The organism is Curtobacterium sp. ZW137 (genome assembly GCF_003762905.1).
Classification (GTDB): Bacteria; Actinomycetota; Actinomycetes; order Actinomycetales; family Microbacteriaceae; genus Curtobacterium.
In genome coordinates, this window is sequence record NZ_RJKS01000005.1 from 14,445 (window position 1) to 36,985 (window position 22,541).

21 protein-coding genes and 1 tRNA gene are annotated in these 22,541 nt (G+C 71.8%); 16 read left to right on the forward strand and 6 right to left on the reverse strand.

What is annotated here, in order from left to right; all coding sequences use genetic code 11:
- Nucleotides 1-50: 50 nt before the first annotated feature.
- The 5 genes from EDF55_RS16300 to EDF55_RS16320 all read left to right on the forward strand — a co-directional run bounded on the left by EDF55_RS16300 (nucleotide 51) and on the right by EDF55_RS16320 (nucleotide 4,852).
- Nucleotides 51-1,265: a sensor histidine kinase gene (locus EDF55_RS16300; protein WP_123656043.1), complete on the forward strand. Its 1,215-nt coding sequence runs from the start codon at nucleotides 51-53 to the stop codon at nucleotides 1,263-1,265.
- A complete protein-coding gene (locus tag EDF55_RS16305) occupies nucleotides 1,262-2,416 on the forward strand; it encodes a hypothetical protein (RefSeq protein WP_123656044.1) in 1,155 nt (384 codons plus the stop codon). The genes EDF55_RS16300 and EDF55_RS16305 overlap by 4 nt, the downstream gene beginning before the upstream one ends.
- A complete protein-coding gene (locus EDF55_RS16310) occupies nucleotides 2,403-3,104 on the forward strand; it encodes a response regulator (RefSeq protein WP_243698407.1) in 702 nt (233 codons plus the stop codon). Before EDF55_RS16305 ends, EDF55_RS16310 begins: the two co-directional genes overlap by 14 nt.
- Complete coding sequence (locus tag EDF55_RS16315; RefSeq protein ID WP_123656045.1) at nucleotides 3,104-3,736, forward strand: thymidine kinase; 633 nt, start codon at nucleotides 3,104-3,106, stop codon at nucleotides 3,734-3,736. The genes EDF55_RS16310 and EDF55_RS16315 overlap by 1 nt, the downstream gene beginning before the upstream one ends.
- A 75-nt stretch (nucleotides 3,737-3,811) precedes the next feature.
- On the forward strand, nucleotides 3,812-4,852 hold the full coding sequence (locus EDF55_RS16320) for an LLM class flavin-dependent oxidoreductase (RefSeq protein WP_123656046.1): 1,041 nt from the start codon (nucleotides 3,812-3,814) through the stop codon (nucleotides 4,850-4,852).
- A 163-nt stretch (nucleotides 4,853-5,015) separates the two neighbouring features.
- Here the strand turns inward: EDF55_RS16320 and EDF55_RS16325 are convergent, their stop codons facing one another.
- The 5 genes from EDF55_RS16325 to EDF55_RS16345 form a co-directional block, all read right to left on the reverse strand.
- Nucleotides 5,016-5,618, reverse strand: coding sequence for a response regulator (locus tag EDF55_RS16325; RefSeq protein ID WP_185017489.1), 603 nt, complete (start codon nucleotides 5,616-5,618; stop codon nucleotides 5,016-5,018).
- A 23-nt stretch (nucleotides 5,619-5,641) separates the two neighbouring features.
- On the reverse strand, nucleotides 5,642-6,667 hold the full coding sequence (locus EDF55_RS16330; RefSeq protein ID WP_123656048.1) for a sensor histidine kinase: 1,026 nt from the start codon (nucleotides 6,665-6,667) through the stop codon (nucleotides 5,642-5,644).
- A gap of 132 nt (nucleotides 6,668-6,799) precedes the next feature.
- A tRNA-Pro gene (locus tag EDF55_RS16335) sits at nucleotides 6,800-6,873 on the reverse strand.
- A gap of 123 nt (nucleotides 6,874-6,996) precedes the next feature.
- The gene (locus EDF55_RS16340; protein WP_123656204.1) at nucleotides 6,997-7,956 is read right to left on the reverse strand and encodes a metallophosphoesterase; all 960 of its coding nucleotides are present in this window, start codon (nucleotides 7,954-7,956) and stop codon (nucleotides 6,997-6,999) included.
- On the reverse strand, nucleotides 7,953-10,517 hold the full coding sequence (locus EDF55_RS16345; protein ID WP_123656049.1) for a transglycosylase domain-containing protein: 2,565 nt from the start codon (nucleotides 10,515-10,517) through the stop codon (nucleotides 7,953-7,955). The genes EDF55_RS16340 and EDF55_RS16345 overlap by 4 nt, the downstream gene beginning before the upstream one ends.
- A gap of 50 nt (nucleotides 10,518-10,567) precedes the next feature.
- Here EDF55_RS16345 and EDF55_RS18925 point away from each other — a divergent pair, with 50 nt between their 5' ends.
- Together EDF55_RS18925 and EDF55_RS16350 are read left to right on the forward strand one after the other, a co-directional pair.
- The gene (locus EDF55_RS18925) at nucleotides 10,568-10,726 is read left to right on the forward strand and encodes a hypothetical protein (protein WP_165931552.1); all 159 of its coding nucleotides are present in this window, start codon (nucleotides 10,568-10,570) and stop codon (nucleotides 10,724-10,726) included.
- Nucleotides 10,723-11,184, forward strand: a complete 462-nt coding sequence (locus EDF55_RS16350; RefSeq protein ID WP_123656050.1) for a RidA family protein — start codon at nucleotides 10,723-10,725, stop codon at nucleotides 11,182-11,184. The genes EDF55_RS18925 and EDF55_RS16350 overlap by 4 nt, the downstream gene beginning before the upstream one ends.
- Before the next feature lie 123 nt (nucleotides 11,185-11,307).
- On the opposite strand, the gene acs is transcribed toward EDF55_RS16350, so the two are convergent.
- Nucleotides 11,308-13,275 carry an acetate--CoA ligase gene (gene acs / locus EDF55_RS16355; RefSeq protein WP_123656051.1) on the reverse strand — a complete coding sequence of 656 codons (1,968 nt, stop codon included), beginning with the start codon at nucleotides 13,273-13,275 and terminating at the stop codon, nucleotides 11,308-11,310.
- A 583-nt stretch (nucleotides 13,276-13,858) separates the two neighbouring features.
- Here acs and EDF55_RS16360 point away from each other — a divergent pair.
- The 9 genes from EDF55_RS16360 (at nucleotide 13,859) to EDF55_RS16400 (ending at nucleotide 22,526) form a co-directional block, all read left to right on the forward strand.
- Nucleotides 13,859-14,977, forward strand: coding sequence for a TadA family conjugal transfer-associated ATPase (locus tag EDF55_RS16360; protein ID WP_123656052.1), 1,119 nt, complete (start codon nucleotides 13,859-13,861; stop codon nucleotides 14,975-14,977).
- Between the two features lie 32 nt (nucleotides 14,978-15,009).
- Entirely contained in the window at nucleotides 15,010-15,897 is an 888-nt protein-coding gene (locus tag EDF55_RS16365; protein WP_123656053.1) for a hypothetical protein, read from the forward strand.
- A gap of 91 nt (nucleotides 15,898-15,988) precedes the next feature.
- Nucleotides 15,989-16,189, forward strand: a complete 201-nt coding sequence (locus EDF55_RS16370; protein WP_123656054.1) for a DUF4244 domain-containing protein — start codon at nucleotides 15,989-15,991, stop codon at nucleotides 16,187-16,189.
- On the forward strand, nucleotides 16,173-16,577 hold the full coding sequence (locus EDF55_RS16375; RefSeq protein ID WP_311317154.1) for a TadE family type IV pilus minor pilin: 405 nt from the start codon (nucleotides 16,173-16,175) through the stop codon (nucleotides 16,575-16,577). Before EDF55_RS16370 ends, EDF55_RS16375 begins: the two co-directional genes overlap by 17 nt.
- A gap of 2 nt (nucleotides 16,578-16,579) precedes the next feature.
- Nucleotides 16,580-17,200, forward strand: coding sequence for a hypothetical protein (locus EDF55_RS16380; protein ID WP_123656056.1), 621 nt, complete (start codon nucleotides 16,580-16,582; stop codon nucleotides 17,198-17,200).
- Entirely contained in the window at nucleotides 17,176-19,968 is a 2,793-nt protein-coding gene (topA, locus tag EDF55_RS16385; protein WP_123656057.1) for a type I DNA topoisomerase, read from the forward strand. Before EDF55_RS16380 ends, topA begins: the two co-directional genes overlap by 25 nt.
- Nucleotides 19,965-20,597 (forward strand): dTMP kinase, encoded by a 633-nt coding sequence (tmk, locus tag EDF55_RS16390; RefSeq protein WP_123656058.1) that lies wholly within the window; start codon nucleotides 19,965-19,967, stop codon nucleotides 20,595-20,597. The genes topA and tmk overlap by 4 nt, the downstream gene beginning before the upstream one ends.
- Before the next feature lie 64 nt (nucleotides 20,598-20,661).
- Nucleotides 20,662-21,804, forward strand: coding sequence for a DNA polymerase III subunit delta' (locus EDF55_RS16395; protein ID WP_123656059.1), 1,143 nt, complete (start codon nucleotides 20,662-20,664; stop codon nucleotides 21,802-21,804).
- Between the two features lie 86 nt (nucleotides 21,805-21,890).
- Complete coding sequence (locus EDF55_RS16400; RefSeq protein WP_123656060.1) at nucleotides 21,891-22,526, forward strand: TetR/AcrR family transcriptional regulator; 636 nt, start codon at nucleotides 21,891-21,893, stop codon at nucleotides 22,524-22,526.
- Nucleotides 22,527-22,541: the final 15 nt, after the last annotated feature.

A 22,541-nucleotide genomic window follows, 5' to 3' on the forward strand; every position in this document is an offset into this window, starting at 1 on the left:
GTGGTTTGATCGTGGGCGGCGCCTCCTGGCTCCCCGGAAGGACCACCACCGTGCTCGGCATCCCCACGCACCTCGCTCCGCGAGTGAACGCGTGGTCGACGGTCCGGGCGTTCCACGCGGCGGCGATCGGCTCGCTCGGCGCCGCGGTCGTCGCGCTCCTGCTCTTCCGGATCGCCGACCCCGACGTGCACGTGATCGGTGCCGTCGCCGCGCTCCTCCCGATGCTCGGAATGATCGGCGTGCACGTGCAGTTCGGCACCTGGCGGTCCGCGGTGGCCTTCCTCGTCGTCGGCGGGGTGTGCGCCTGGTGGTTCGCGCTCGTGGTCGCGCGGGAGATCCCCGAGCCGTGGGCGACGTCGTACCTGATGTCCCTGGTCGTCGTGCCGCTGGTCCTGGTGGGCGGTGCGGGTGCGGTGCCCGGACGGGTGGTGCTCTGGTCCATCGCCGGCTTCGGGGTCGGGCGACTCGCGACGACGATCGCGAACATCCAGTCCGGCGACTCGTACCACCCGCTCGTGCTCGCCTGGGTGACCCTGGCGTTCGTGGCGGCCATCGTGCTCGCGGCCGGACGGAGCACGGCGCGGTCGCAGCGCGTCCAGCCGGAGCTCCTGCGCTCCGCGCGGGAAGAGCACGTGTCCGCCTACCGTGCCGGCGTCGAAGCCGAGGCCGCCGCGATCCTGCACGACACCGTCCTCAACCACCTCGGCGCGATCGCGCTCGCCCCGGACGGTCCCATGGACGAACAGCTCGCCCGCACGGTCGAGGCCGACGTCGCGATGATCACCGGCAAGGAGTGGCTCGCCGCCGAACCGGCCGGCGCCACGGGTGCCGCGGTGCACGCGTTCGAGCACGTGGTCGAGGAGCACCGGGCACTCGGCCTCGACGTCACGGTCACCGGCGACCCCGCCGCGGTCGGACGACTCGACCCCGCGGCGGTGACGGCACTGGTGCGCGCCGTGGGGCAGTGCCTGGCGAACGTCCGGAAGCACGCCGGGACCGACTCGGCCGAGGTGAGCGTGTTCGACGACGGTGTCGCCTGCACCGTGATGGTGGTGGACGACGGCCGTGGGTTCGACGAGCAGGAGACCGGTGCGGACCGGATGGGGCTCCGCAACTCGGTGCGGGAGCGCATCGGCCGTGTCGGCGGTGACGTGCAGGTGTGGTCCTCGCCCGGCACCGGGACCAGCGTGATGATGTCCGTGCCGTACCCGGCGCTGACCGGTTCGGTGCCGACGGCCGGCCACGGCGACGGAGCGGCATCGTGACCGGGCGGACCGCCCAGCAGTACGACCCCCTCGGCGTGATGGGGTCCCGGCCGCTGGCCGTCGTCCTCGGCGCCGTGGGCCTGGTCTGGGCGATCGCCGTGTCCGTCTTCGACCGCGACGTCGTCGGCAGCCCGACGCTCAGCGCGCTCACCGTGCTGTTGCTCGCCGCCTCGACCGCGGTGGTCGTCACGGCCTCGAGCCCGTTCCGCGCCCCGTTCCCGCGATGGGCGTTCGCCGCGCACGTCGCCCTGCTCGCGGTGGCCGCCGTCACGAGCGTCGCAGCGCAGTGGGGCCCGGACCGCAGTGCCCTGAACGACTTCATGTCCCTGCTCACCGCGACCGGCATCGTCATGGTCGCGCCGTACCGGCCGTGGGGCGACCTGGTGGTCGGCGGCGTCGTGCTCGCGGTGGTCGACGGTGTGGCGTGGGGGCTCGCGGCGTCCGTGTTCCCGCACGACGTCCCGCTGTCGGTCTCAGCCTTCCTCGCGGCGGCGCCGACGCTCGTCCTGACCGCCGCGTCCGGTGTGTTCGCGTGGACCTTCGCCGGCCTGGCCGAGCGTGTGCAGATCCGTGCCGGCTCGTACTCCGTCGAGCGCGCAGAGCGTGACGGCATCGCGGCGAGCGTGCAGCAGGACCGCTCGACGATCCTGGCGCGGGACGTCGCCCCGTTCTTCGCCGAGCTCCGCACCCGTGAGACCATCACCGACGCCGACCGGGCCCGTGCCCGTGCGATCGCGGACGGCATCCGGCGCGTGATGGTCGCCGACGCCGACCGGACGTGGTTCGAGCACGCGGTCCGGGCCGAGGGTGGCCCGAGCGCCAGGGTCGACGACCCGGACGGCCTCATCGCGACGCTCGACGCCGACCAGCGCACCGTGCTCCGCACCTTCGTCCGGGCGGTGCTCCGCGCCTCCACCGTCGACCCGGCGGGCTTCTCCGCCGCGGTCACACGGAGCGCCGACACCGGCCCAGGGGACGCGGCCGGCCGCCGGGTCTCGGTCGCGTTCGACGTCGCCGTCGCGGACTCCGACATCGGCATCCACCGGACGTTCGACCCCTACTTCGCCGTCCTCCGCGTCACGTTCCCCGACCTCGACGTCTCCGTCCGACCATCCTCCCTCGCACTAAGGTTCTCGTATGACCAGCACTGACCCGAACAGGCTGACGGAGGGCTCGCCCGCCCTGCCGAACCCCGGATCACGCCGGGTGCGTCTGGCCATCCTCGACGACCACGAAGTGCTGCTGGACAGCCTGTCGAGCTGGATCGCCGTGAACGCGTTCGACTTCGACCTGGCCCTGACCGCGCACTCCTGGCTCGAGATGGTGCACAGCGACAGCTTCCCGACCGACCTGGTGTTCCTCGACTTCCAGCTCAAGGAACCCGTCTCGATCGAAGCCCGTGTCCGCACCTGCCGCGCCGCCGGTGCGAAGGTCATCGTGCTCTCCAGCCTCGACACCCGCGAGTCCCGCGACCGTGCCCTCGCGGCCGGTGCTGCAGCGTTCCTGTCGAAGTCCCTCCCCATGCGTGAGGTGATGGACGTCGCCCGTGACGTCATGGGCGTCGAGCGGGAGACCCCGTCGCAGCGCGAGTGGCGCCCGCTCCCGACCGGTGCGACGGCGCACCAGCGGCCGAAGCTCAGCCACGGCGAGGAAGAAGCGCTCCGCCTGTACGTCTCGGGCTACTCCACGAACGAAGTGGCATCGCAGATGAACGTGCAGTACGAGACCGCGAAGACCTACCTGCGGCGCGTGCGTGAGAAGTACGCCAAGGTCGGTCGTCCGGCGTCGAAGAAGTCCGATCTGATCCGTCGTGCGGCGGAGGACGGCTTCCTCTCCTAGTGGCGAAGCTGTACTTCCGCTACGGGGCGATGAACAGCGGCAAGAGCACCGGGCTGCTGCAGGCCGCGTACAACTACGAGGAGCGCGGGCACCGGGTGCTCCTCGCGAAGCCGTCCGTGGACACCAAGGGCGACCGCGAGATCGTGTCCCGGCTCGGCGTGACGCGGCAGGTCGACATCGTGTTCGCCGCCGAGGACGACGTCCGCGCGGCCGTGACGGCAGCGGGCGCCCGGGATCCCGAGTCGGAGCGGCTCGACGGCATGGTCCGCTCGGTGAGCTGCGTGCTCGTCGACGAGGCCCAGTTCCTCAGCCCGCGCCAGGTCGACGACCTGCTCCGCATCGCGGTCCTCGATGAGGTCCCGGTGATCGCGTACGGCATCCGCACGGACTTCCGGACCGAGGCGTTCCCGGGCAGCCGGCGGCTCCTCGAGCTCGCGCACTCCCTCGAAGAGCTCAAGACGATCTGCCGCTGCGGCCGCAAGGCGGTCTTCAACGCGCGGAAGGTCGACGGACGGTTCGTGTTCGACGGATCGCAGGTCGCGATCGACGGCGTGGACGTGGAGTACGAGTCGCTCTGCGCGAACTGCTACCTGACGGAGTCCGGCGGCCGGCTCGACGGCGACCTGGCCTGACGGGCCCGACCCCGGCCTCCCGTCCGGGTCGACGCACCACGGAATGAACGCCGGCCGGGCGGCGTTGGCGACCACATGAGCGACGCATCCGTGCACCTGTCCGTCCTCGACCTGGCCACCCGTGAGTACGGCCAGTCCAACACCGAGGCCCTGCAGGGGTCCATCGACATGGCGGTGCACGCCGAGAAACTCGGCTACGAGCGCTTCTGGGTCGCCGAGCACCACGGCATGCCGGGCATAACCTCGTCGGCTCCCGCCGTGCTCCTGAGCGCCGTGGGCGCCGCCACGAACACGATCCGCATCGGCTCCGGCGGCGTGATGCTCCCGAACCACGCGCCGCTCGTCGTCGCCGAGCAGTTCGGCACGCTCCGCGCGCTCTACGGCGACCGCGTCGACCTCGGACTCGGCCGTGCGCCGGGCACCGACGGCGCGACCGCGATGGCACTCCGCCGCACCGACCGGCTCGACGTCGACGACTTCCCCGAGCGGCTGGCGGACCTGATCGGGTTCTTCACCGGGATGGACGCGGAGAACCCGCTCTCCCGCATCCGTGCCGTGCCCGGCTACGGGGACGTCCCGGAGTTCTGGCTGCTCGGCTCCTCCGGCTACAGCGCGCAGGTCGCGGGTGCGCTCGGCATCTCGTTCGCGTTCGCGCACCACTTCGCGTCCGACAACACCGAGGCGGCGCTGGCGCTCTACCGGGACTCGTTCCGGCCCTCCCGCTTCCGCTCGGAGCCGAACGCGCTCATCGGCGTGCAGGTCGTCACGGACGAGGACCCCGCGGTGATCGAGGAGCAGAGCGCCCCGGGGATGATCTCCTTCATCCGGATGCGCCAGGGTGCGAAGCCCGAGCCGGTCTCCATGGAGGAGGCGCGGGCCTACCAGTTCTCCGACCTCGAGCGCCGGTTCATCGCGGCCCGCACCGAGCGACAGGCGTACGGCTCGGCCGACCAGGTCGCGGACAAGATCAACGCGCTGCTGGAGTCCACGGGCGCGAACGGCGTCATCGTGGCGCCGGGCGCAGCGCAGGCGCGGTACCGGCACCAGGCGCTCGACGTGGTCGCGTCGCTGCACGAGGCGGGTCGTCTCGTGCGGCCGTCGGTCGCGGTGGGCTGACGCCGGGGCTGACGCGGGCGGCGCTCGCACTGGTTCGGGATCGAGTGCGCAGGAGACGTCGAGTCCGGGGACGCAAGTCCGCGTTGTCTGCGCACTCGGAGGTCGCGGCGTCGCGGACGCGGCGTCGCGCTGGCCTTCCGGCGATCCGGCCTGGAGGCTCGGTTCAGCCGAGCAGGCCGAGTCGCGTGGCCGTCGCCACGGCCCCGACCCGGCTGGTGACGTCGAGCTTTCGGAACACGTTGTAGACGTGGCGCTTCACCGTCCCGACCGCGAGGCCGAGGTCGCCGGCGATCTCGGCGTTCGAGCGTGCCGCCGCGACGAGGCGGAGGACCTCGACCTCCCGGTCGCTGAGCGGTGACCCGGCACGGGCGTCGGTGATCACGTCCACGGGGAACGTCACGGGGGCCGCCGGTCCGGTGCTCGCCCGGACGATGCGCTCGACGAGTTCGCGGCTCGGGGTGTCCTTCGTCACGAAGTCCACCGCGCCGGCGTCGAGGAGCGCACGGCGGAGGACCGCGTCCCGGTGCATGGTCAGGACGACCACGGCGATGCGCGGGTGGTTCCGCCGCACGGTCGCGATGGTCGTGCGGGCCGGGGGACCGTCGAGCTCGACGTCGAGGAGCAGCACGTCGACGGCGGCGGCCTCGGCCCCGTTCAGCACGTCGGACGGGCGCTCCCCGTGCGCGACCACCCGGATCGTCGGGACGGACGCCAGGATCGTGGCGAGGCCCTCGCGGAAGAGCCGGTGGTCGTCGACGATCGCCACGTGGGTGATCGAACCCGCACCGCTCACAGCGTGCTCCGCGGGACGACGAGCGTCACCGTGGTGCCGGCGCCGGGCGCGCTCGCCACGTCGAGGCCGGCGCCGATGAGGGCCGCCCGCTCCCGCATCGTGGACTGACCGAGGCGGCCCTCCGCGTGCGTGGTGCCGTCGAAGCCCGGGCCGTCGTCGTGCACGGTGACCGTGAGCCTGTCCGGCTGCCAGTCGAACCGGACGTGCGCCGCGGCGTCACGTGCGTGCTTCCACCAGTTCGTGAGCGCCTCGAGGAGGATCGTCAGCGACTCCTCGGCCCGCCAGTTCACGAGGACCCCCGGCGTGCCGTGCGATGCGATCGTGACGCGCTCGGTGTCCGGGAACAGGTCCGCGACGTGCCGTGCCAGCGCGGCGTCGAGCAGGTCGTCGCCGACGCGGGCGTGCAGCGCGACGGCGAGGTTCTGCACGTCCCCGAGCGCCCTCCGGAGCTGCGCGGCCGCCCCCTCGAGCTGCGCCGTGCGCTGCGGCGCCGGGGGATCGGTGAGGAGCGCGAGGTCGATGCGCTGCAGGCCGGCGAGGATGCCGTGCGCGACCCGGTCGTGCAGGTCGCGGGCGATGTGCGCCCGGGAGTCCAGGTTCGCCGTCGTGACGCGTTGGCGGAGGGCCTCCGTGTACGCGACCGCTCCGGCCGGGAAACGGCTCCAGATGCCCGCGTGCAGCGCCCTGGAGGCACGGAGCAGCTCGGCGGGGGTCGTCGCGCCGACCTCGTCGACGAAGACGGGCAGGTACTCGTCGAAGAGCACCTCGGCCGCGAGCATCGCGCCGGCGGGGTGCTGCATGTGCTCGGCGTGCAGGGCGCCGGTTGCCAGGTGTTCGTCGGCGAGGAGCTGGTCGCTCGTGATGGACGACTCCTGCCCGGCGGCGTAGCGGCGGTGGGCGTCGGTGAGCATCGACGTGACGTTCTCGAACAGGCTCGCGGCCATCACGGGGTCGTCCCGGAGCTCGGGGAACATCGCACCGATCCGGACGAGGACGGGCGTGAGCTGGTCGGGGATCTGCATGGCGCTGCCAGGCTAGCGGGGGAGCCGTCCCGGCAGGTCCGGGCGCCGTGCCGTGTGTCCTCGGACGTACGTCACACCCGCACCCCAGCAACGGCGAAGGCCCGGATCCGTGTGGATCCGGGCCTTCATCTGTCGGGGTGACAGGATTTGAACCTGCGACCTCCTCGTCCCGAACGAGGCGCGCTACCAAGCTGCGCCACACCCCGAGGTGTGTTGGCCACTCCGTGAAGCGACCTGCAGAAGTCTAGCGGATGTTCGGGGGTGCTCACGCCACTTCGTCGTCAGCCGGGCGAGTCGCCCCCGAACCCCGCGCCCGAGCGCCCGATGGCTCAGGCGGTCCGGGCGGTCAGCGTGACGACGACGGCCTCGGGACGGACGGCGAACCGCACCGGCGCGTAGATCGACGTACCGAGGCCCGCGGAGACCTCGAGCCAGGACCAGTGCGTCCGGTTCTGCCAGCGGTGCAGTCCGCTGGCGTACTCGCGGGGGAGGTCGCAGTTCGTGACGAGCGCGCCGAAGCCCGGGACGGCGACCTGGCCGCCGTGCGTGTGGCCGGCGAAGACCACGTCGGCGCCCTGGCGCACGAAGGCGTCGAGCACCCGGCGGTACGGGGCGTGCGTGACGCCGATCGACACCGGTGCGGGGCCGTCCTCGTCCTCGGACCAGGGGACCTCGCCGCGCATCTCGTCGACGTTCGTCGGGAGCAGGTCGAGGCGGTCCCAGTCGCGGTGCGCGTCGGACGTGCCGAAGAGCTCGAAGCGGGACCCGCGGACCTCGATCGCGTGCGCCTTGTCGTTGAGGTCGAGCCAGCCGAGCGACTCGAAGTACGCCGTCTGCCGCTCGACGTCGAGGTCGACCGGCTTCGCCTTCGCGTGCATGCTGCTCGGGCCGCCGAAGTACTTCAGCGGGTTCCGGGGGGAGGGGCCGTAGAAGTCGTTCGAGCCGTACACGAACGCACCGGGGACGCCGCGGAACGGCTCGAGCGCGTACTCGACCGCGGCGTTCGCCGTCGGGTGCCCGAGGTTGTCCCCGGTGTTCACCACGAAGTCCGGCTCGACCAGGCTGAGGTCCCGCAGCCACTGCTGCTTGTCCGCCTGCCACGGGGCCATGTGGATGTCCGAGAGGTGCAGGACCACGATGTCGCGGGAACCCGGCGGCAGGACCGGAACGGTCTCCCAGCGGATCCCGAAACGCCGGCGTTCGACGAGCGACCCCCATGCGGCCGCGGCCGCACCGGTGACCGCGCCTGCAGCGAGGACCCCCGCTGCAGCGCGACCGCCTCGGGTCACTGGCACTTCTCCGGTGCCTTGCCGTCCTTGTCGCCGAAGAGCGTGACGGTGACCTCGGCGGACTTGGCGGCGTTCGAGCCGACACCAGGGTCGACCGAGGCGACGCGGCACTCCTGCTTGCCGTTGCCCTTCTGGTACGAGTCGGACACCGCGACGTTCGTGAAGCCAGCGTCACCGAGCTGCGACCGGGCGTCCTCGACGGACTTCCCGGCGACGTTCGGCACCGCGGCCTGCGAGCCGTCGGTCGTGTAGACCGTCACGCTCGATCCCTTGGACAGGAGCGAGCCCGACGCCGGGGAGGTCGAGGAGACGGTCCCTGCCGTTCCGGCACCGGCCTGCGTGCCGCCGTCGACGTAGGTGAAGCCGGCGGACGCGACGAGCGAGCGTGCTTCGTCCGTGGTCTTCCCCGCGAGGTTCGGCACCGCGACGCTGTTGCCGCGGATCGCGCTGGCCGTCGGGGCCGGGAAGGCCTCGCCCGGGTACTGCGCGTTGATCGGGGTCATCGCCTGTCGCCAGACATCGGCACGCGCGCTGGCGTAGGAGCCGCCGGCGCCGCTGTAGTAGTGGCGGAGGTTGGTCTTCCCACCGTCGGTGTTGCCCTGCCAGTACGCGGTCGCGACCTTGGTGCTGCCGCCGACGAGCCAGATCTGGTCCGCTTCGTCGGTGGTGCCCGTCTTCGCGAACATCTGCGTGCCGTCGGCCGTCTGCGCACCGACCGCGGTGCCGTACTGGATCGTGCCGCGCATGGCGTAGGCAGCGGTCGCGGCGACGGTCGGGTCGAGGACCTGCGAGCACTCCTTCGGCTGGCCGCCGAGGCTCTTGCCGTTCGCGTCGGTGATGTTGTCGATCGCGATCGGCTTGCAGTAGGTGCCGCCGTTGGAGATCGTCGCGTAGGCGGACGCCATGGTCAGCGGCGCGATCTCGTTGATGCCGAGGACCGAGGTCGGGTTCGACTTCAGCTCGCCGCCGTCGGCGCGGTGCACGCCGAGGTCTTCGGCGGTCTTCTTGATGTCACAGAGGTCGAGCTTCTGCGCCATGTTGAGGAACGCGACGTTCACGGAGAGCGCGGTGGCGCGGGCGACGGTGTAGTTGCCGTTCTCACCCGGGCTGTCGTTCTTCGGCGTGTACCCGCCGGCGTAGTACGGCTGGCCGCACTCCGTCCACCCGGAGGACATCAGGCGCGGTGCGCCGCTCACGCTCTCGTTGAGGCCGTGGCCTTCCTTGAGCCAGTCGAGCAGCGTGAAGACCTTGTACGTCGAGCCGGTCTGGAAGCCGCCGGAGCCGCCGTACTTGTAGTCCGTCGCGTAGTTGATCGAGGTCGACGTCGATGCGGACTTCAGCGCCTGGTCGTAGTCCTTGTTCTGCGCCATCGTGAGGATGCGCCCGGTGGACGCCTCGACCGAGTTCATCGTCGAGCCGAGCGCGAAGGCCGTCTCGGTCTTCGGGTCGTGGACGTTGAGCAGCTGCTTCTGCTGCGCGTTCAGTCCGACGTCGAGCGTGGTCTGGATCTTGTAGCCGCCGTTGCGCCACGCGGTGGCGCGTTCCTTCGCGGAACCGCCGAGCTGGGACATCTCCTTGACGACCTTGACCGCGTAGTCGCAGAAGAAGCCGGCACCGTCACCGACGGCGGCCTTGCAGCCCTGCGTCGGCTCGGTGAGGTGCACGTAGTCCGCCGGCTTCGAGGCGATGGCCGCGTCGTACTCCGCCTTCGTCAGGTGCTTCTGCGCGTACATCGACTTGAGGATGACGTTGCGGCGCGCGACGTTGGCGTCGTAGTACTTCGGGTCCGACAGGTTGCGGGTGTTCGGCGACTGCACGATCGCGAGGATCGACGCGGCTTCCTGCGGGGAGAGGTTCGTGGCGTCCTTGTTGAAGTAGTGCTGCGCCGCGGCCTGCACGCCGTAGGTCCCGTCACCGAAGAACGCGATGTTCAGGTACCCGGTGAGGATCTCCTTGTGCGTGTACTTCTTCGCGAGGCCGATCGCGAGCTTCATCTCCTCGAGCTTGCGGGGGATGGTCTGCTCAACGGCGTCGTTGTAGGCCTTCTCGCGCTCTTCCTGCGTGGGGAGCTCGAGGGCCTGCTGCATCTTGATGTTGCGGACGAGCTGCATCGTCAGGGTGGAGCCACCACCCGACTCGCCGAGCCCGCCGGCCAGGCTGCCCACACCGGCACGGACGAGCGAGGTCATGTCGACCCCGCCGTGGTCGTAGAAGCGCTTGTCCTCGCCGTCGATGGCGGCGTTCTTCAGCTGGTCGCTGATCTGGTCGAACTTGAGTTCCTGGCGGTTCTGGTCGTAGACCGTCGCCAGGCGCACCGACTTGCCGTTCTGGTACGCGTACAGCTCGTTGCGCTGCGGGAGGTCACCGATCTCGATGTACTCCGGCAGGGACTCGAACACGCCGATGGTCGACGTCGTCGTGACACCGGCGACCGCGATCGCGGGGGTGACACCGATCGTGACCAGCAGGCCGGCGAGCACGCTGAAGCCGACGAATCCGATGAAGGCGCCGACTGCAGAGACGGGCTTGGTCCGCGAGGCAGACGTCTTCTGGGCAGACATAGGATGCAGCCTAAACGACACCCCTGACTCGAAGGCTGGCAAGGAACCGCATGACGCGCTGGGAATACCTCACGACCCCGTTGATCATCCACAACACCACCGCCATCCTCAACAACTTCGGGGAACAGGGGTGGGAGCTCGTCCAGGTCGTCACCGGCCCCGAAGGCGGGCTCGTCGCCTACCTGAAGCGCCCGGCGGCAGACGCGTGAGCATCGCGGACCGGCTGACCGAACTGGGCCTGACGATCCCGGCCGTCGCCGCCCCGGTGGCCGCGTACGTCCCCGCGGTCGTCACCGGCTCGTACGTCTACACGGCCGGCCAGCTGCCGTTCGTCGACGGCGCGCTGCCCGTCACCGGCAAGGTCGGTGCGACCGTGGACGCCGAGACCGCCACGGCACAGGCCCGACAGGCGGCGCTCAACGGGCTCGCCGCCGTGCAGTCCGTCGCGGGCTCGCTCGACCTGGTCGCCCGCGTGGTCAAGGTGACGGTGTTCGTCGCGTCCGACCCGTCCTTCACCGGCCAGCCCGGCGTCGCGAACGGCGCCTCGACCCTGGTCGGCGACGTGTTCGGCGACGCCGGCATCCACGCGCGGAGCGCGGTGGGCGTCGCGGTGCTCCCGCTGGACGCGCCCGTGGAGGTCGAGCTGGTGGTGGAGCTCACCGCCTGACGGACCGTCAGCAACGCGTGTGACGTGAGTGGGGCCTCCCTCCGGATCGGACGGGAGGCCCCACTCACGTGAGTGGGGCCTCCAGTCCGGATCGGACGGGAGGCCCCACTCGCGTTCCGCGGTCTACATGAGATCCGCGATGGTCGCCATGATCGTCGGGTCGGCCAGCGTCGTCGTGTCGCCGATGCGACGGCCCTCCGCCGCGTCGCGGAGCAGCCGGCGCATGATCTTGCCCGACCGCGTCTTCGGCAGTTCCGGCACGATCACGATCTGCCGGGGCTTCGCGATCGCCCCGATCCGCTGTCCCACCCACGAGCGGAGCTCCGCGGCCACGGCGTCACGGTCGACGCCCTCCGCGGCCTCCGCCGTGAGGATCGCGAACGCGACGATCGCCTGCCCGGTGGTCTCGTCCGCGGCTCCGACGACGGCCGCCTCGGCGACGCCCTCGTGCCCGACCAGCGCCGACTCGATCTCGGCGGTCGAGAGCCGGTGACCCGACACGTTCATCACGTCGTCGACGCGGCCCTGCACCCAGATGTCGCCCTGACCGTCGAGCCGCGCGCCGTCGCCGGCGAAGTAGCGGCCATCGAACCGGGACCAGTACGTCTCGACGAAGCGGTCCGGGTCGCCCCAGATGCCGCGCGCCATCGACGGCCACGGCTCGGTGATCGTGAGGTAGCCGCTCTCGCCCGGGTCGGCGCGGTTGCCCTCCTCGTCGACGATCTCGGCGACGATCCCCGGCAGCGGCGTCTGCGCGGCACCGGGCTTCAGCTTCGTCACCCCCGGGAGGGCGGAGATCATGATCGCGCCGGTCTCGGTCTGCCACCACGTGTCGACGATCGGCGTGCGGTCGTGGCCGATCACCTGGCGGAACCAGTGCCACGCCTCGGGGTTGATCGGCTCGCCGACGCTGCCGAGCAGGCGGAGGCTCTCGAGGCTGTGCTCGTCCGGGACCTTGCGACCGGCCTTCATCGCCGCGCGCACCGCGGTCGGTGCCGTGTAGAGGACCGTCACCCCGTAGGCATCGACGAGGTCCCACCAGCGGCCGGGCTTCGGCTCGTCCGGCGTGCCCTCGTACAGGACCTGGGTGACGCCGTTGGCCAGGGGGCCGTAGACGACGTAGGTGTGCCCGGTGATCCAGCCGATGTCGGCGGTGCACCAGTAGACGTCCTTCTCGGGGTGCATGTCGAACACGTTCTTGTGCGTGTACGCGGCCTGCGTGAGGTACCCGCCGGATGTGTGCACGATGCCCTTCGGCTTCCCGGTCGTGCCCGAGGTGTAGAGGATGAAGAGGGGGTTCTCCGCGGGGAAGGCCTCGGCCTCGTGGTGCGGGTCCGCCTGCTGGAGGGCGTCGTGCCACCACAGGTCGCGCTCGTCGTCCCAGGCGATCTCGTTGCCGCCGCGCTTCACGACGAGCACGTGCTCGACGCTGTCGGTGCCCTCGCCCTGCAGGGCCTCGTCCACCGCCGGCTTCAGCGGGGACACCGCCCCACGGCGCCAGCCGCCGTCCGCGGTGACCACGAGCTTCGCCTCGGCGTCCTCGATGCGGGCGCGGAGGCTCTCCGCACTGAACCCGCCGAACACGACGGAGTGCACGGCGCCGATGCGGGCGACGGCGAGCATCGTCACGACGGCCTCGGGGATGAGGGGCATGTAGACGACCACACGGTCGCCCCGCGTGACGCCGAGGTCCTGCAGCATGTTCGCCGCACGCTGGACGTCGGCGGTCAGCTCGGCGTAGGTGATCCGCCGGGTGTCGCCAGGGGCGCCCTCGAAGTGGATCGCGACCCGGTCGCCGTTCCCCGCGCGGACGTGCCGGTCGAGGCAGTTCTCCGCCACGTTCAGCTCGCCGTCGGCGAACCAGCTCGCGAACGGGGCGTTCGACCAGTCGAGCGTCTGTGTGAACGGCGTCCGCCAGTCCAGGAGCGTCCGCGCCTGCTCGCCCCAGAAGGCCGGGCGGTCGGTGCTCGCGGCGTCGTGGAGGTCCTCGTGCGCGACGGCGTCGGCCACGAACTCCGGGGGTGGCGGGAACGTCGGGGCCTCTGCTGCTGCGCCGTCGTTGCTGGGGTCGACCGTGGTCGGAGTGGACATCGATGTCCTTTCGCGTCGTTGCGTCCTTCGTTGCAGTCGGAGACTACCCCTCCGGGTCCGCCGGGATTCGCTCTGGGCGGACGGCGGATCCGGCGCGCCGGGGTTGCCCTGGTGGTCGTGTTGTGGGGTACAGTGGTTCCCGCCGGACTCGTTTCCGGTGGCATCGGATCGGATTCCCCCCAATCCTCCGTTGTCTTGGCGGCACCTGTTCCCCCCAACCGGTGCCGCCTCTTCGTTTTCCCGGGCCGGTCGCGCCGACGTCATGACGTCGGCGGCCGGCCCGTTGTGCGTCCGATCCGCGTGTCCGTGCGGCAGCGCGGCCCCGTGTCCGCCCTGTGGTGGACAGACCGGTCCATGCTTTCGTATGGGGATCGCGCACGCTCGGAGTCGGCATCGGCCGGCGGTACGGCTGCCGTCCGGGCCGTTCCACACCGCAGGCGGGACGTTGCCCCGGTCTGGCGGAGCGGGGTACGTCGGCTCCGATCGGGGGACAAAAGTGCGCACTGCTGGGGACGGGAGGTCCTCGTCCCCAAGAGACGGCGTCCCGGTCGATCGGCTCGCGCTGCGCCCTAGCGTGCTCCGGATGCACCGTCACCGCGCGTCGTCGTCGCCGTTCCTCCCTGTTCCGGCTGTTCCCGGCATCCCGCACGGGGTGCGCAGCGCACGCGGGGAGCGCGGCGCGCGGGGTGTCCGTGCCGCCGTCCGGATCCGGCCGGGCGTCGACCTCGTCGAGTTCGAGGAACTCGCGCACCTCGTCGCCGACGACACGGTGACGGATGTCCTGGTGCAGGGTGGCGCCGGCGTCTGGGCGGACCGCGGCGACGGGCTCGTCGACGGCGGGATCGTCCTCGGCGAAGCACGCACGCGGGAGCTGGCCGGCCGGCTCGTCGCATCCGGGGGCCGACACGTCGACGAGACGACACCGATCGCGGACGTCCGGCACGGCGACGGCATCCGGGTCCACGTCGTCCTCGCGCCGATCGCCGTCCGTGGCACCGCGATCTCGATCCGGCTCCCACGCGCGGAGCGGCCGACCATCGCCGACCTCGAGCGCTCCGGGACCTTCGACCGGGTCGGACCGGGCATAGTGGCGGACGCCGTGCGTGAGCGCCACAACGTGCTCGTGTCCGGTGCGACGGGCAGCGGGAAGACGACGCTGCTCGCGGCGATGCTCGCGCTCGTGCCGCACGACGAGCGCATCGTCACCGTGGAAGACGTCGCCGAGCTCCGGATCGACCACCCGCACGTCGTCGCGCTCGAGTCCCGGCAGGCCAACACCGAGGGGGCGGGCGCGCTCGGGCTCGACCGGCTCGTCCGGGAGTCCCTGCGGATGCGGCCGGACCGGGTCGTCGTGGGGGAGTGCCGCGGCGCCGAGGTCCGCGAGCTCATGTCCGCGCTGAACACCGGGCACGACGGGGGAGCCGGCACGCTGCACGCCAACGGGATCGAGGACGTGCCAGCGCGGCTCGAGGCGCTCGGCGCGCTGGCCGGCCTCGAGCCGTCCGCCCTCGCCCGGCAGGCGGTGAGCGCGTTCGACCTCGTGCTGCATGTCGAGCGGCGGCGCGGGGTGCGGCAGCTGGTGGCGGCCGGGAGGCTCGTGGTCGACCCGGCCGGGCAGCTGGCGGTCGAGCGGGTGGCGGGGTCCGCGGGCGGTGGCCGGGTCGCGGGCGGTGGCGGGGGCGCGGCGGCGCGGCACGGGTGAGGGGCACGGGCGCGGGGTCCGCTCGGTCTCCGGTGTTCGACGCGGTCGGTGCGGCGCGGGTCCTCGACCGCGTGGCCACGCTGGTCGCGGCGGGGGTGCCGCCGCCGCGGGCGTGGGTGCTGGTCGGTGCTGGTGCTGGTGCTGGTGCTGGTGCCGCTGCTGTTGTTGGTGTTGGTGTTGGTGCTGCTGCTGCCGGTCCGGGGGCGGGTGCCGGGGATCCTGCTCGGGCGGACGTCCGTGCGGTGTTGGTGGTCGCCGCGCGGACCGGTGCGCCGATCGCGCCGACACTCCGTGCGCTCGCCGCGGCGCTCCGACGCGCGGCCGCCGGGGAACGCGCCGTCCGGGTGGCGCTCGCCGGCCCGCGCACCAGCGCGAACGTCGTCCTCGCGCTGCCCCTGCTGGGGCTCGTGCTCGGCGCGCTGTGGGGGATCGACACCGCCTCCGTGCTCCTCGGGTCCCCGGTCGGGTGGGCCTGCCTCCTCACCGGCGCGGCACTCGTCGCCGTCGGCCGTGTCTGGTCCGCTCGCCTGGTCCGCGCCGCCGAGCCCGACGGTCGCATCCCCGGTGTCGTCCTCGACGCGTGGGCGGTGGCGCTGTCCGGCGGGGGCGCGTGGTCCGGGGCGCGCTCGGCCGTCGAGGACGCGTTCGGTGACCGCCCGCTCGGTGCCGCCGAACGACAGCGGCTCGCGGAGACGCTCGGCCTGGCGCGACGGGCCGGTGTCCCCGCGGCCGCCCTGCTCCGTGCCGCGGCGGAGGACCTGCGGGACGACGACGCGGCGGACGCGCTCGCCGCGGCGGAACGGCTCGGCGTGCGGCTCGTCGTTCCCCTCGGGGTGTGCGTCCTGCCCGCGTTCGTCCTGGTCGGGGTGGTGCCGGTCGTGATCGGCATCCTCTCCTCCACCGTCGTGGGGTTCGGCTGACCTCTCCACTGGTCTCGTTCCCGCCCGGTCCGGCGGCGCGCCGACCGCGAGGCTCGTGTGCACCGACAAGAACGAGAAAGGGACACCACCCATGGCACTGCAACCACGTCCTCCGCTCCTCCTGCACCGGCTGCGCACGCGGCTCTCGGACGACCGCGGGTCCGCCACCGCCGAGTACGCCGTCGTGATCCTGGCCGCCGTCGCGTTCGCCGGCGTGCTCGTCGCGGTGATGCGCTCGGGAGAGGTCCAGTCGATCCTCACCGAACTCGTCCGCGGTGCGCTCACCTCGTGACCGCTCGGCGCCGTCGCGCCGCGGGGGCGCGCACCGGGACGCTGACCGCGGCGCTGACCGGGCCGCTGACCGGGGCGCGGTCACGGTCGAGTTCGCGGTCGCGCTGCCGGCGGTGGCCGTCGTGCTCACGCTCGCCGTCGCCGGAGTCCTCCTCGTCGACGCGCAGGGCCGGCTCCAGGTCGCGGCCGCCACCGCGGCGCGCGCCTGGGGACGGGACGACGACGCCGCCGGACGATCAGCCGTCGATCGCCTCGCACCGGGGGCGGTGGTCGGGGTGACGCGTGCCGACGGGCTCGTCTGCGTGACGGTCACGCGCGGCACGGGGTCGGGGCCGTTCGCCGGGCTCACGCTGCGCGGCACCGGCTGCGCGGCCGATGGAGGGGTCTGACCGTGGCGCGGACGACGGCCGCGGTCACGGTCACGGCGACGGCGACGGCGACGGCGGCGACGGCGACGACGGGGACGCGCGAGCGCGGGTCGGCGGGGGCGCGCGAGCGCGGGTCGGCGGGGACGCGCGAGCGCGGGTCGGCGACCGTCGTGGTCGTCGCGCTGGTGGCGGTCGTCTCGCTGGTCCTCGGGTCGGTGCTCGCCGCAGCGGGGGTCCGGACGGCGTCGGTGCGCGCTCAGGGCGCTGCCGACGCGGCAGCGCTCGCCGGTGCCGCGGCCGCGGCCGCGCTGCTCCCCGACGAGGTGTGCGTGGCCGCGGCCCGTGTGGCCCGCGGCAACGGCGCGGTCCCGGGTGCGTGCGAGCGCTCCGGGGCGGTCGTCCGCGTCGCGGTCGTCGCCCGCTCCGGTCCGTTCGGCGTCCGGGCGGTCGCCGTCGCCGGTCCTTCCTCAGAACCGCAGGTGCCCGGACGGCCGTCTTCCCGCGGGCATCCCCGACACTGTGTGTATGGTGTGCCTGTCGGCCCGCCGGTCATCGATGTCCCGGTCGACCCGGATGCACGTCGTCCCAGGGCCGACAGCACCATCGATCAAGGAGTCACGTGCCAGGCACGAAGAAGCTCGTGATCGTCGAGAGCCCCGCGAAGGCGAAGACGATCGCGCAATACCTCGGTGACGGATACGAGGTCCAGGCGTCAGTCGGGCACATCCGTGACCTCATCGAGCCCAAGAACCTCCCCGCCGAGTTGAAGAAGGGTTCGCTCGGCAAGTTCTCCGTCGACGTCGACAACGGGTTCGAGCCGTACTACGTCGTGTCCGACGCGAAGAAGAAGACCGTCGCGGAACTCAAGCGTGCCCTCAAGGACGCCGACGAGCTCTACCTCGCAACTGATGAGGACCGCGAAGGCGAAGCCATCGCGTGGCACCTCCTGCAGGTGCTGAAGCCGAAGGTCCCCGTCAAGCGGATGGTCTTCCACGAGATCACCAAGGAAGCGATCCAGCGAGCGCAGGAAGCGACGCGCGAGCTCGACACCGCGCTCGTCGACGCGCAGGAGACCCGCCGCATCCTCGACCGCCTCTACGGCTTCGAGGTCTCGCCGGTCCTCTGGCGCAAGGTCGGTCCCGGCCTCTCCGCCGGTCGCGTGCAGTCCGCCGCCACGCGGCTCGTCGTCGACCGTGAGCGCGAGCGCCTGGCGTTCGTCTCCGCGAACTACTGGGACCTGACCGCCCGGTTCGAGAAGACCGGCGAGGGCGCCTTCCCGGCACGCCTGGCCCGGATCCACGGCACCCGCGTCGCGTCCGGTCGTGACTTCGACGACCGCGGCAACACCACGTCCGAGGCGGTCCGCCTCGACGAACCGTCGGCGACCGCGCTGACCGGTGTCCTCGAGCGTGCCGGGGACGCCGTCGTCCGCAGCGTCGACTCGAAGCCGTACACGCGTCGCCCCGCCGCACCGTTCACCACGTCGACCCTGCAGCAGGAAGCGGCGCGCAAGCTCCGGTTCTCCGCCAGGCAGACGATGAGCGTCGCGCAGTCGCTCTACGAGAACGGCCACATCACCTACATGCGAACCGACTCCGCGTCGCTCTCGCAGCAGGCGATCGCAGCCGCCCGGAAGCAGGCAGCGGACCTCTACGGCGCCGACACGGTGCCGGACAAGCCCCGCAGCTACGCGGGCAAGAGCAAGAACGCCCAGGAAGCCCACGAGGCCATCCGTCCCGCCGGTGACGTGTTCCGCACGCCGTCGCAGATGGAGAAGGTGCTCCGCGGCAACGACTGGAAGCTCTACGACCTGATCTGGAAGCGCACGGTCGCGTCGCAGATGGCCGACGCCAAGGGCTCGACCGCCTCGGTCGTGCTCGGCATCACGTCGTCGGAGTCCGTCGAGGGCATCGCGTCGACCGCCGCCGGCACCGACGTCGAGTTCACCGCGTCCGGCACCGTCATCACCTTTCGCGGCTTCCTCAACGCCTATGAAGAAGGCCGTGACGAAGAGCGTCACGAGGGCGCATCGGCGGCTGCGGACGCCAAGGACACCAAGCTCCCGTCGATGACCGAGGGTGACCACCTCGGTGTCGACGAGGTCGAGGCGAAGGGCCACGACACGTCGGCGCCCCCGCGCTACACCGAGGCGAGCCTGGTGAAGACGCTCGAGGAGCTCGGCATCGGCCGTCCCTCAACGTACGCGGCGATCATCTCGACGATCGTCGACCGCGGCTACGTCACCCCGCGCGGCACCTCGCTGGTCCCGAACTGGATCGCGTTCAGCGTGGTCCGGCTGCTCGAGGACTACTTCGGCGACCTGGTGCAGTACGACTTCACCGCCGAGATGGAGAACGACCTCGACCGCATCGCCAGCGGCGAAGAGGACCGGGTCGACTGGCTCAAGGAGTTCTACTTCGGTGGCGGCGACCAGCGCGGGCTCCGCACGGTCATCGACAACCTCGGAGAGATCGATGCGCGCGAGATCAACTCCGTCGAGCTCTCCCCGGGCCTGACGCTCCGCATCGGGCGCTACGGGCCCTACATCGAGACGCCGAGCGACGACCCCGAGAAGCCGCGCCGCGTCAACGTGCCGGAAGACCTCGCACCGGACGAACTCACCGCCGAGAAGGCGCGCGAGCTCGTCGAGGCACCGGTGGTGAGCGACCGCGTCGTCGGGATCAACCCGGAGACCGGCAAGGAAGTCCTCGCGAAGGACGGCCGTTTCGGGCCGTACGTGACCGAGCGCACCCCGGAGCCCGAGCCGACGGCCGATCCGTCCACCGGTGAGGTCATCGAGCCCGCCGCGACGACGACGAAGGCCAAGGCGACGAGCAAGACCGCCACGGCCGTGGCCGACGCACCCGCGAAGAAGAAGACGACGAAGAAGGCCGCGGCGCCGAAGGAGCGCACCGCGTCCCTCTTCAAGTCGATGGACCCGCAGAGCGTCGACCTCGAGACCGCGCTGAAGCTCCTCGACCTGCCCCGCACCGTCGGGACCGACCCGGAGTCGGGCGCCGAGATCACGGCGCAGAACGGCCGGTACGGGCCCTACCTCAAGAAGGGCACCGACACCCGGACGCTCCCGAGCGAAGACGCGATCTTCGACGTCGACCTCGCCGGCGCGCTCGAGCTCTTCGCACAGCCGAAGTACGGCGCGAAGCGTGCCGCGAGCGCCGCGCTCAAGGAGTTCGAGGCCGACCCCGTCTCCGGCAAGCCGATCAAGGTCAAGGACGGCCGGTTCGGTCCGTACGTGACCGACGGTGAGACCAACGCCACCATCCCGCGTGGTGAAGAGGTCGAGACGGTGGACTTCGAGCGTGCGGTCCAGCTGCTCGCGGACAAGCGCGCCAAGGGCCCGGTCAAGAAGAAGACCACGACCACCCGGCGCGCTCCGGCCAAGAAGAAGTGACCGGGCGCTTCATCACGCTCGAGGGCGGTGACGGCGCTGGGAAGACCACCCAGGCCGAACTGCTCACGGCGTGGCTCGAAGCGAACGGCCGAACCGTGGTGCGGACGCGTGAGCCCGGTGGCACCGACCTCGGGCTCCGCATCCGCGAGATCGTGCTGCACGAGCGCGGCCACGTGTCACCGCGTGCCGAGGCGCTGCTCTACGCGGCCGACCGGGCGCACCACATCGAGACCGTGGTCCGACCCGCCGTCGCCCGCGGCGACATCGTGCTGCAGGACCGCTACATCGACTCGTCGGTGGCGTACCAGGGGGTCGCGCGCGGCCTCGGTGCCGAGCAGATCCGCAGCGTCTCCGACTGGGCCGCGGACGGACTCGTCCCCGACCGCACCGTCCTGCTCGACCTCGACGTGACCGAGGGACGTGCCCGCGTCGCCGCCGCCCGGGGCGACACGTTCGACCGGCTCGAGTCCGAAGCGGCGGCGTTCCACGAGACCGTCCGTTCGGCGTTCCTCGGGATGGCCGAAGCAGAGCCGTCGCGGTTCCTCGTCGTGGACGCGGCTGCCCCGGCGGACGACGTCCAGCGGGCGATCCGCGCGGGCCTCGCACCGCTCGTCGGGATCGACGCGTGACCGATCGGCGTCCGTGCCCGCACCGTGGTCGTGGCACGTCGGTGGTCCCTGACAGGATGTCCTCGTGAGCGTGTGGGACGGCCTGACCGGGCAGGAAGAAGCGGTCGCCGCGCTCCGGAACGCCGCCGAATCACCGGACGGCACCGGCGGGATGACCCACTCGTGGCTGATCACCGGACCGCCCGGATCCGGACGCTCCAACGTCGCGACCGCGTTCGCCGCGGCCCTCGTCGGATCCGGCCCGGACGACGACCACACGCTGCGCCAGATCACCGCGCACACCCACCCCGACGTCTCCGTCCTGACCACGCAGCGCGTCATCATCACCATCGACGAGATCCGGCAGCTCGTCACCTCCTCGTACTACTCACCGTCGGTGGGCCGGTGGCGTGTGGTGATCATCGAGGACGCCGACCGCATGACCGAGCGCACCTCGAACCTGCTGCTCAAGGCGCTCGAGGAACCGCCGGAGCGCACGGTGTGGATCCTGTGCGCGCCGAGTGAAGCGGACCTCCTCCCGACGATCCGGTCCCGCGTCCGTTCGGTGCGCCTCCGGGTACCCGGCATCGAGTCCGTCGCCGACCTCATCGTCGCCCGCACCGGGGTCGACCGCGCCCTCGCGACCGACGCCGCGCGACAGGCCCAGAGCCACATCGGCATGGCGCAGCGCCTGGCGACGAGCTCCGACGCACGCGACCGCCGACGCCGCACCCTGCAGACCGTGCTCCGCATCCGGAGCGTCGGGGAAGCCGTGACGGCCGCAGCCGAGCTCCTCGCCGTTGCCGACGAAGACGCCAAGGCGATCACGCAGGAGCGCGACTCGGAAGAACGCGACGCCGCACTCCGGTCGCTCGGCGTCGAACCGGGCGGCACGATCCCGCCGGCCCTGCGGTCCCAGCTGCGCGCGATGGAAGAGGACCAGAAGCGTCGCGCCACCAGGAGCCTGCGCGACGGGCTGGACCGGATCCTCGTCGACGTCTCCTCGCTCTACCGCGACCTCCTGCTGCTCGGGCTCGGCGCACCGGGCGAACCGGTGAACCTCGCGATGCAGGACGACCTCGACCGGGCGCTCGGGTCGGTCCCGCCGGCCGCTGCGCTCGAGGTGCTGGACGCAGTCGCCCTCGCGCGGACCCGCATCGCCGCGAACGTCGCCGCACTGCTCGCCCTCGAAGCGCTGCTCGTCACGATCGTCCGCGCACTGCGCTGAGCAGGGCCGCCCAGGCACAGCGCCGCGCACTGCGCTGAGCGACGCGGTCCGGGCGCGCTGCGGGGCCGGCGTGCGACAATCGCCCCATGCCCGATGCAGAACCCGGCCTGCGTGAACGGAAGCGACGCGCCACCCGACTCGCCATCCAGCAGGCTGCGCTCCGCATCGCGGTCGAAGGGGGCCTCGCGGCCGTCACGGTGGACGAGATCTCGCGCCGCGCGGACATCTCCCCGCGGACCTTCTTCAACTACTTCCCGAGCAAGGAGCAGGCGATCCTCGGGGACGACCCGACGCTGCCGGCCGACGACGCGCTCGATGCCTTCGCAGCCGGTGGTCCCTCGGGGAACCTCCTCGCCGACGTCGGTGCGCTCCTGGTGCACTCGACCGAGGAACTGATCGAGGAACGCGGCCTGATCGAGGAACGCCAGCAGGTCCTCCGCGCCAACCCGGAGCTGTTCAGCCAGCGGATGGCGTCGATGAAGGAGTTCCAGGCGGAGCTCGAGGACGTCATCGCCCGGCGGCTCACCCGCGACGACCCGACCCTCGCCACGGACGAGCGTGCACTGCGTCGTCGGGCGCGGCTGGCGTCCCTCGTGTCGCTCGCGACCCTCCGGCACGCGTGGTGGGAGTGGTCGGAGTCACCGGCCGAATCGCACCTCGTCGACGACCTCCAGCGGTCCTTCGACGAGCTCGGCGCGCTCGTTTCGCGCTCGCTGGTCTGAACCTGTATAGTCGTG

What these genes read in the sequence shown, in the direction of transcription:
- EDF55_RS16360 (WP_123656052.1), top strand. Translation starts at nt 13,859, where the DNA reads ATGCACCGTCACCGCGCGTCGTCGTCGCCGTTCCTCCCTGTTCCGGCT.
- acs (WP_123656051.1), bottom strand. Translation starts at nt 13,275, where the DNA reads ATGTCCACTCCGACCACGGTCGACCCCAGCAACGACGGCGCAGCAGCA.
- EDF55_RS18925 (WP_165931552.1), top strand. Translation starts at nt 10,568, where the DNA reads ATGACGCGCTGGGAATACCTCACGACCCCGTTGATCATCCACAACACC.
- EDF55_RS16370 (WP_123656054.1), top strand. Translation starts at nt 15,989, where the DNA reads ATGGCACTGCAACCACGTCCTCCGCTCCTCCTGCACCGGCTGCGCACG.
- EDF55_RS16400 (WP_123656060.1), top strand. Translation starts at nt 21,891, where the DNA reads ATGCCCGATGCAGAACCCGGCCTGCGTGAACGGAAGCGACGCGCCACC.
- EDF55_RS16345 (WP_123656049.1), bottom strand. Translation starts at nt 10,517, where the DNA reads ATGTCTGCCCAGAAGACGTCTGCCTCGCGGACCAAGCCCGTCTCTGCA.
- EDF55_RS16330 (WP_123656048.1), bottom strand. Translation starts at nt 6,667, where the DNA reads ATGCAGATCCCCGACCAGCTCACGCCCGTCCTCGTCCGGATCGGTGCG.
- EDF55_RS16310 (WP_243698407.1), top strand. Translation starts at nt 2,403, where the DNA reads ATGACCAGCACTGACCCGAACAGGCTGACGGAGGGCTCGCCCGCCCTG.
- EDF55_RS16320 (WP_123656046.1), top strand. Translation starts at nt 3,812, where the DNA reads ATGAGCGACGCATCCGTGCACCTGTCCGTCCTCGACCTGGCCACCCGT.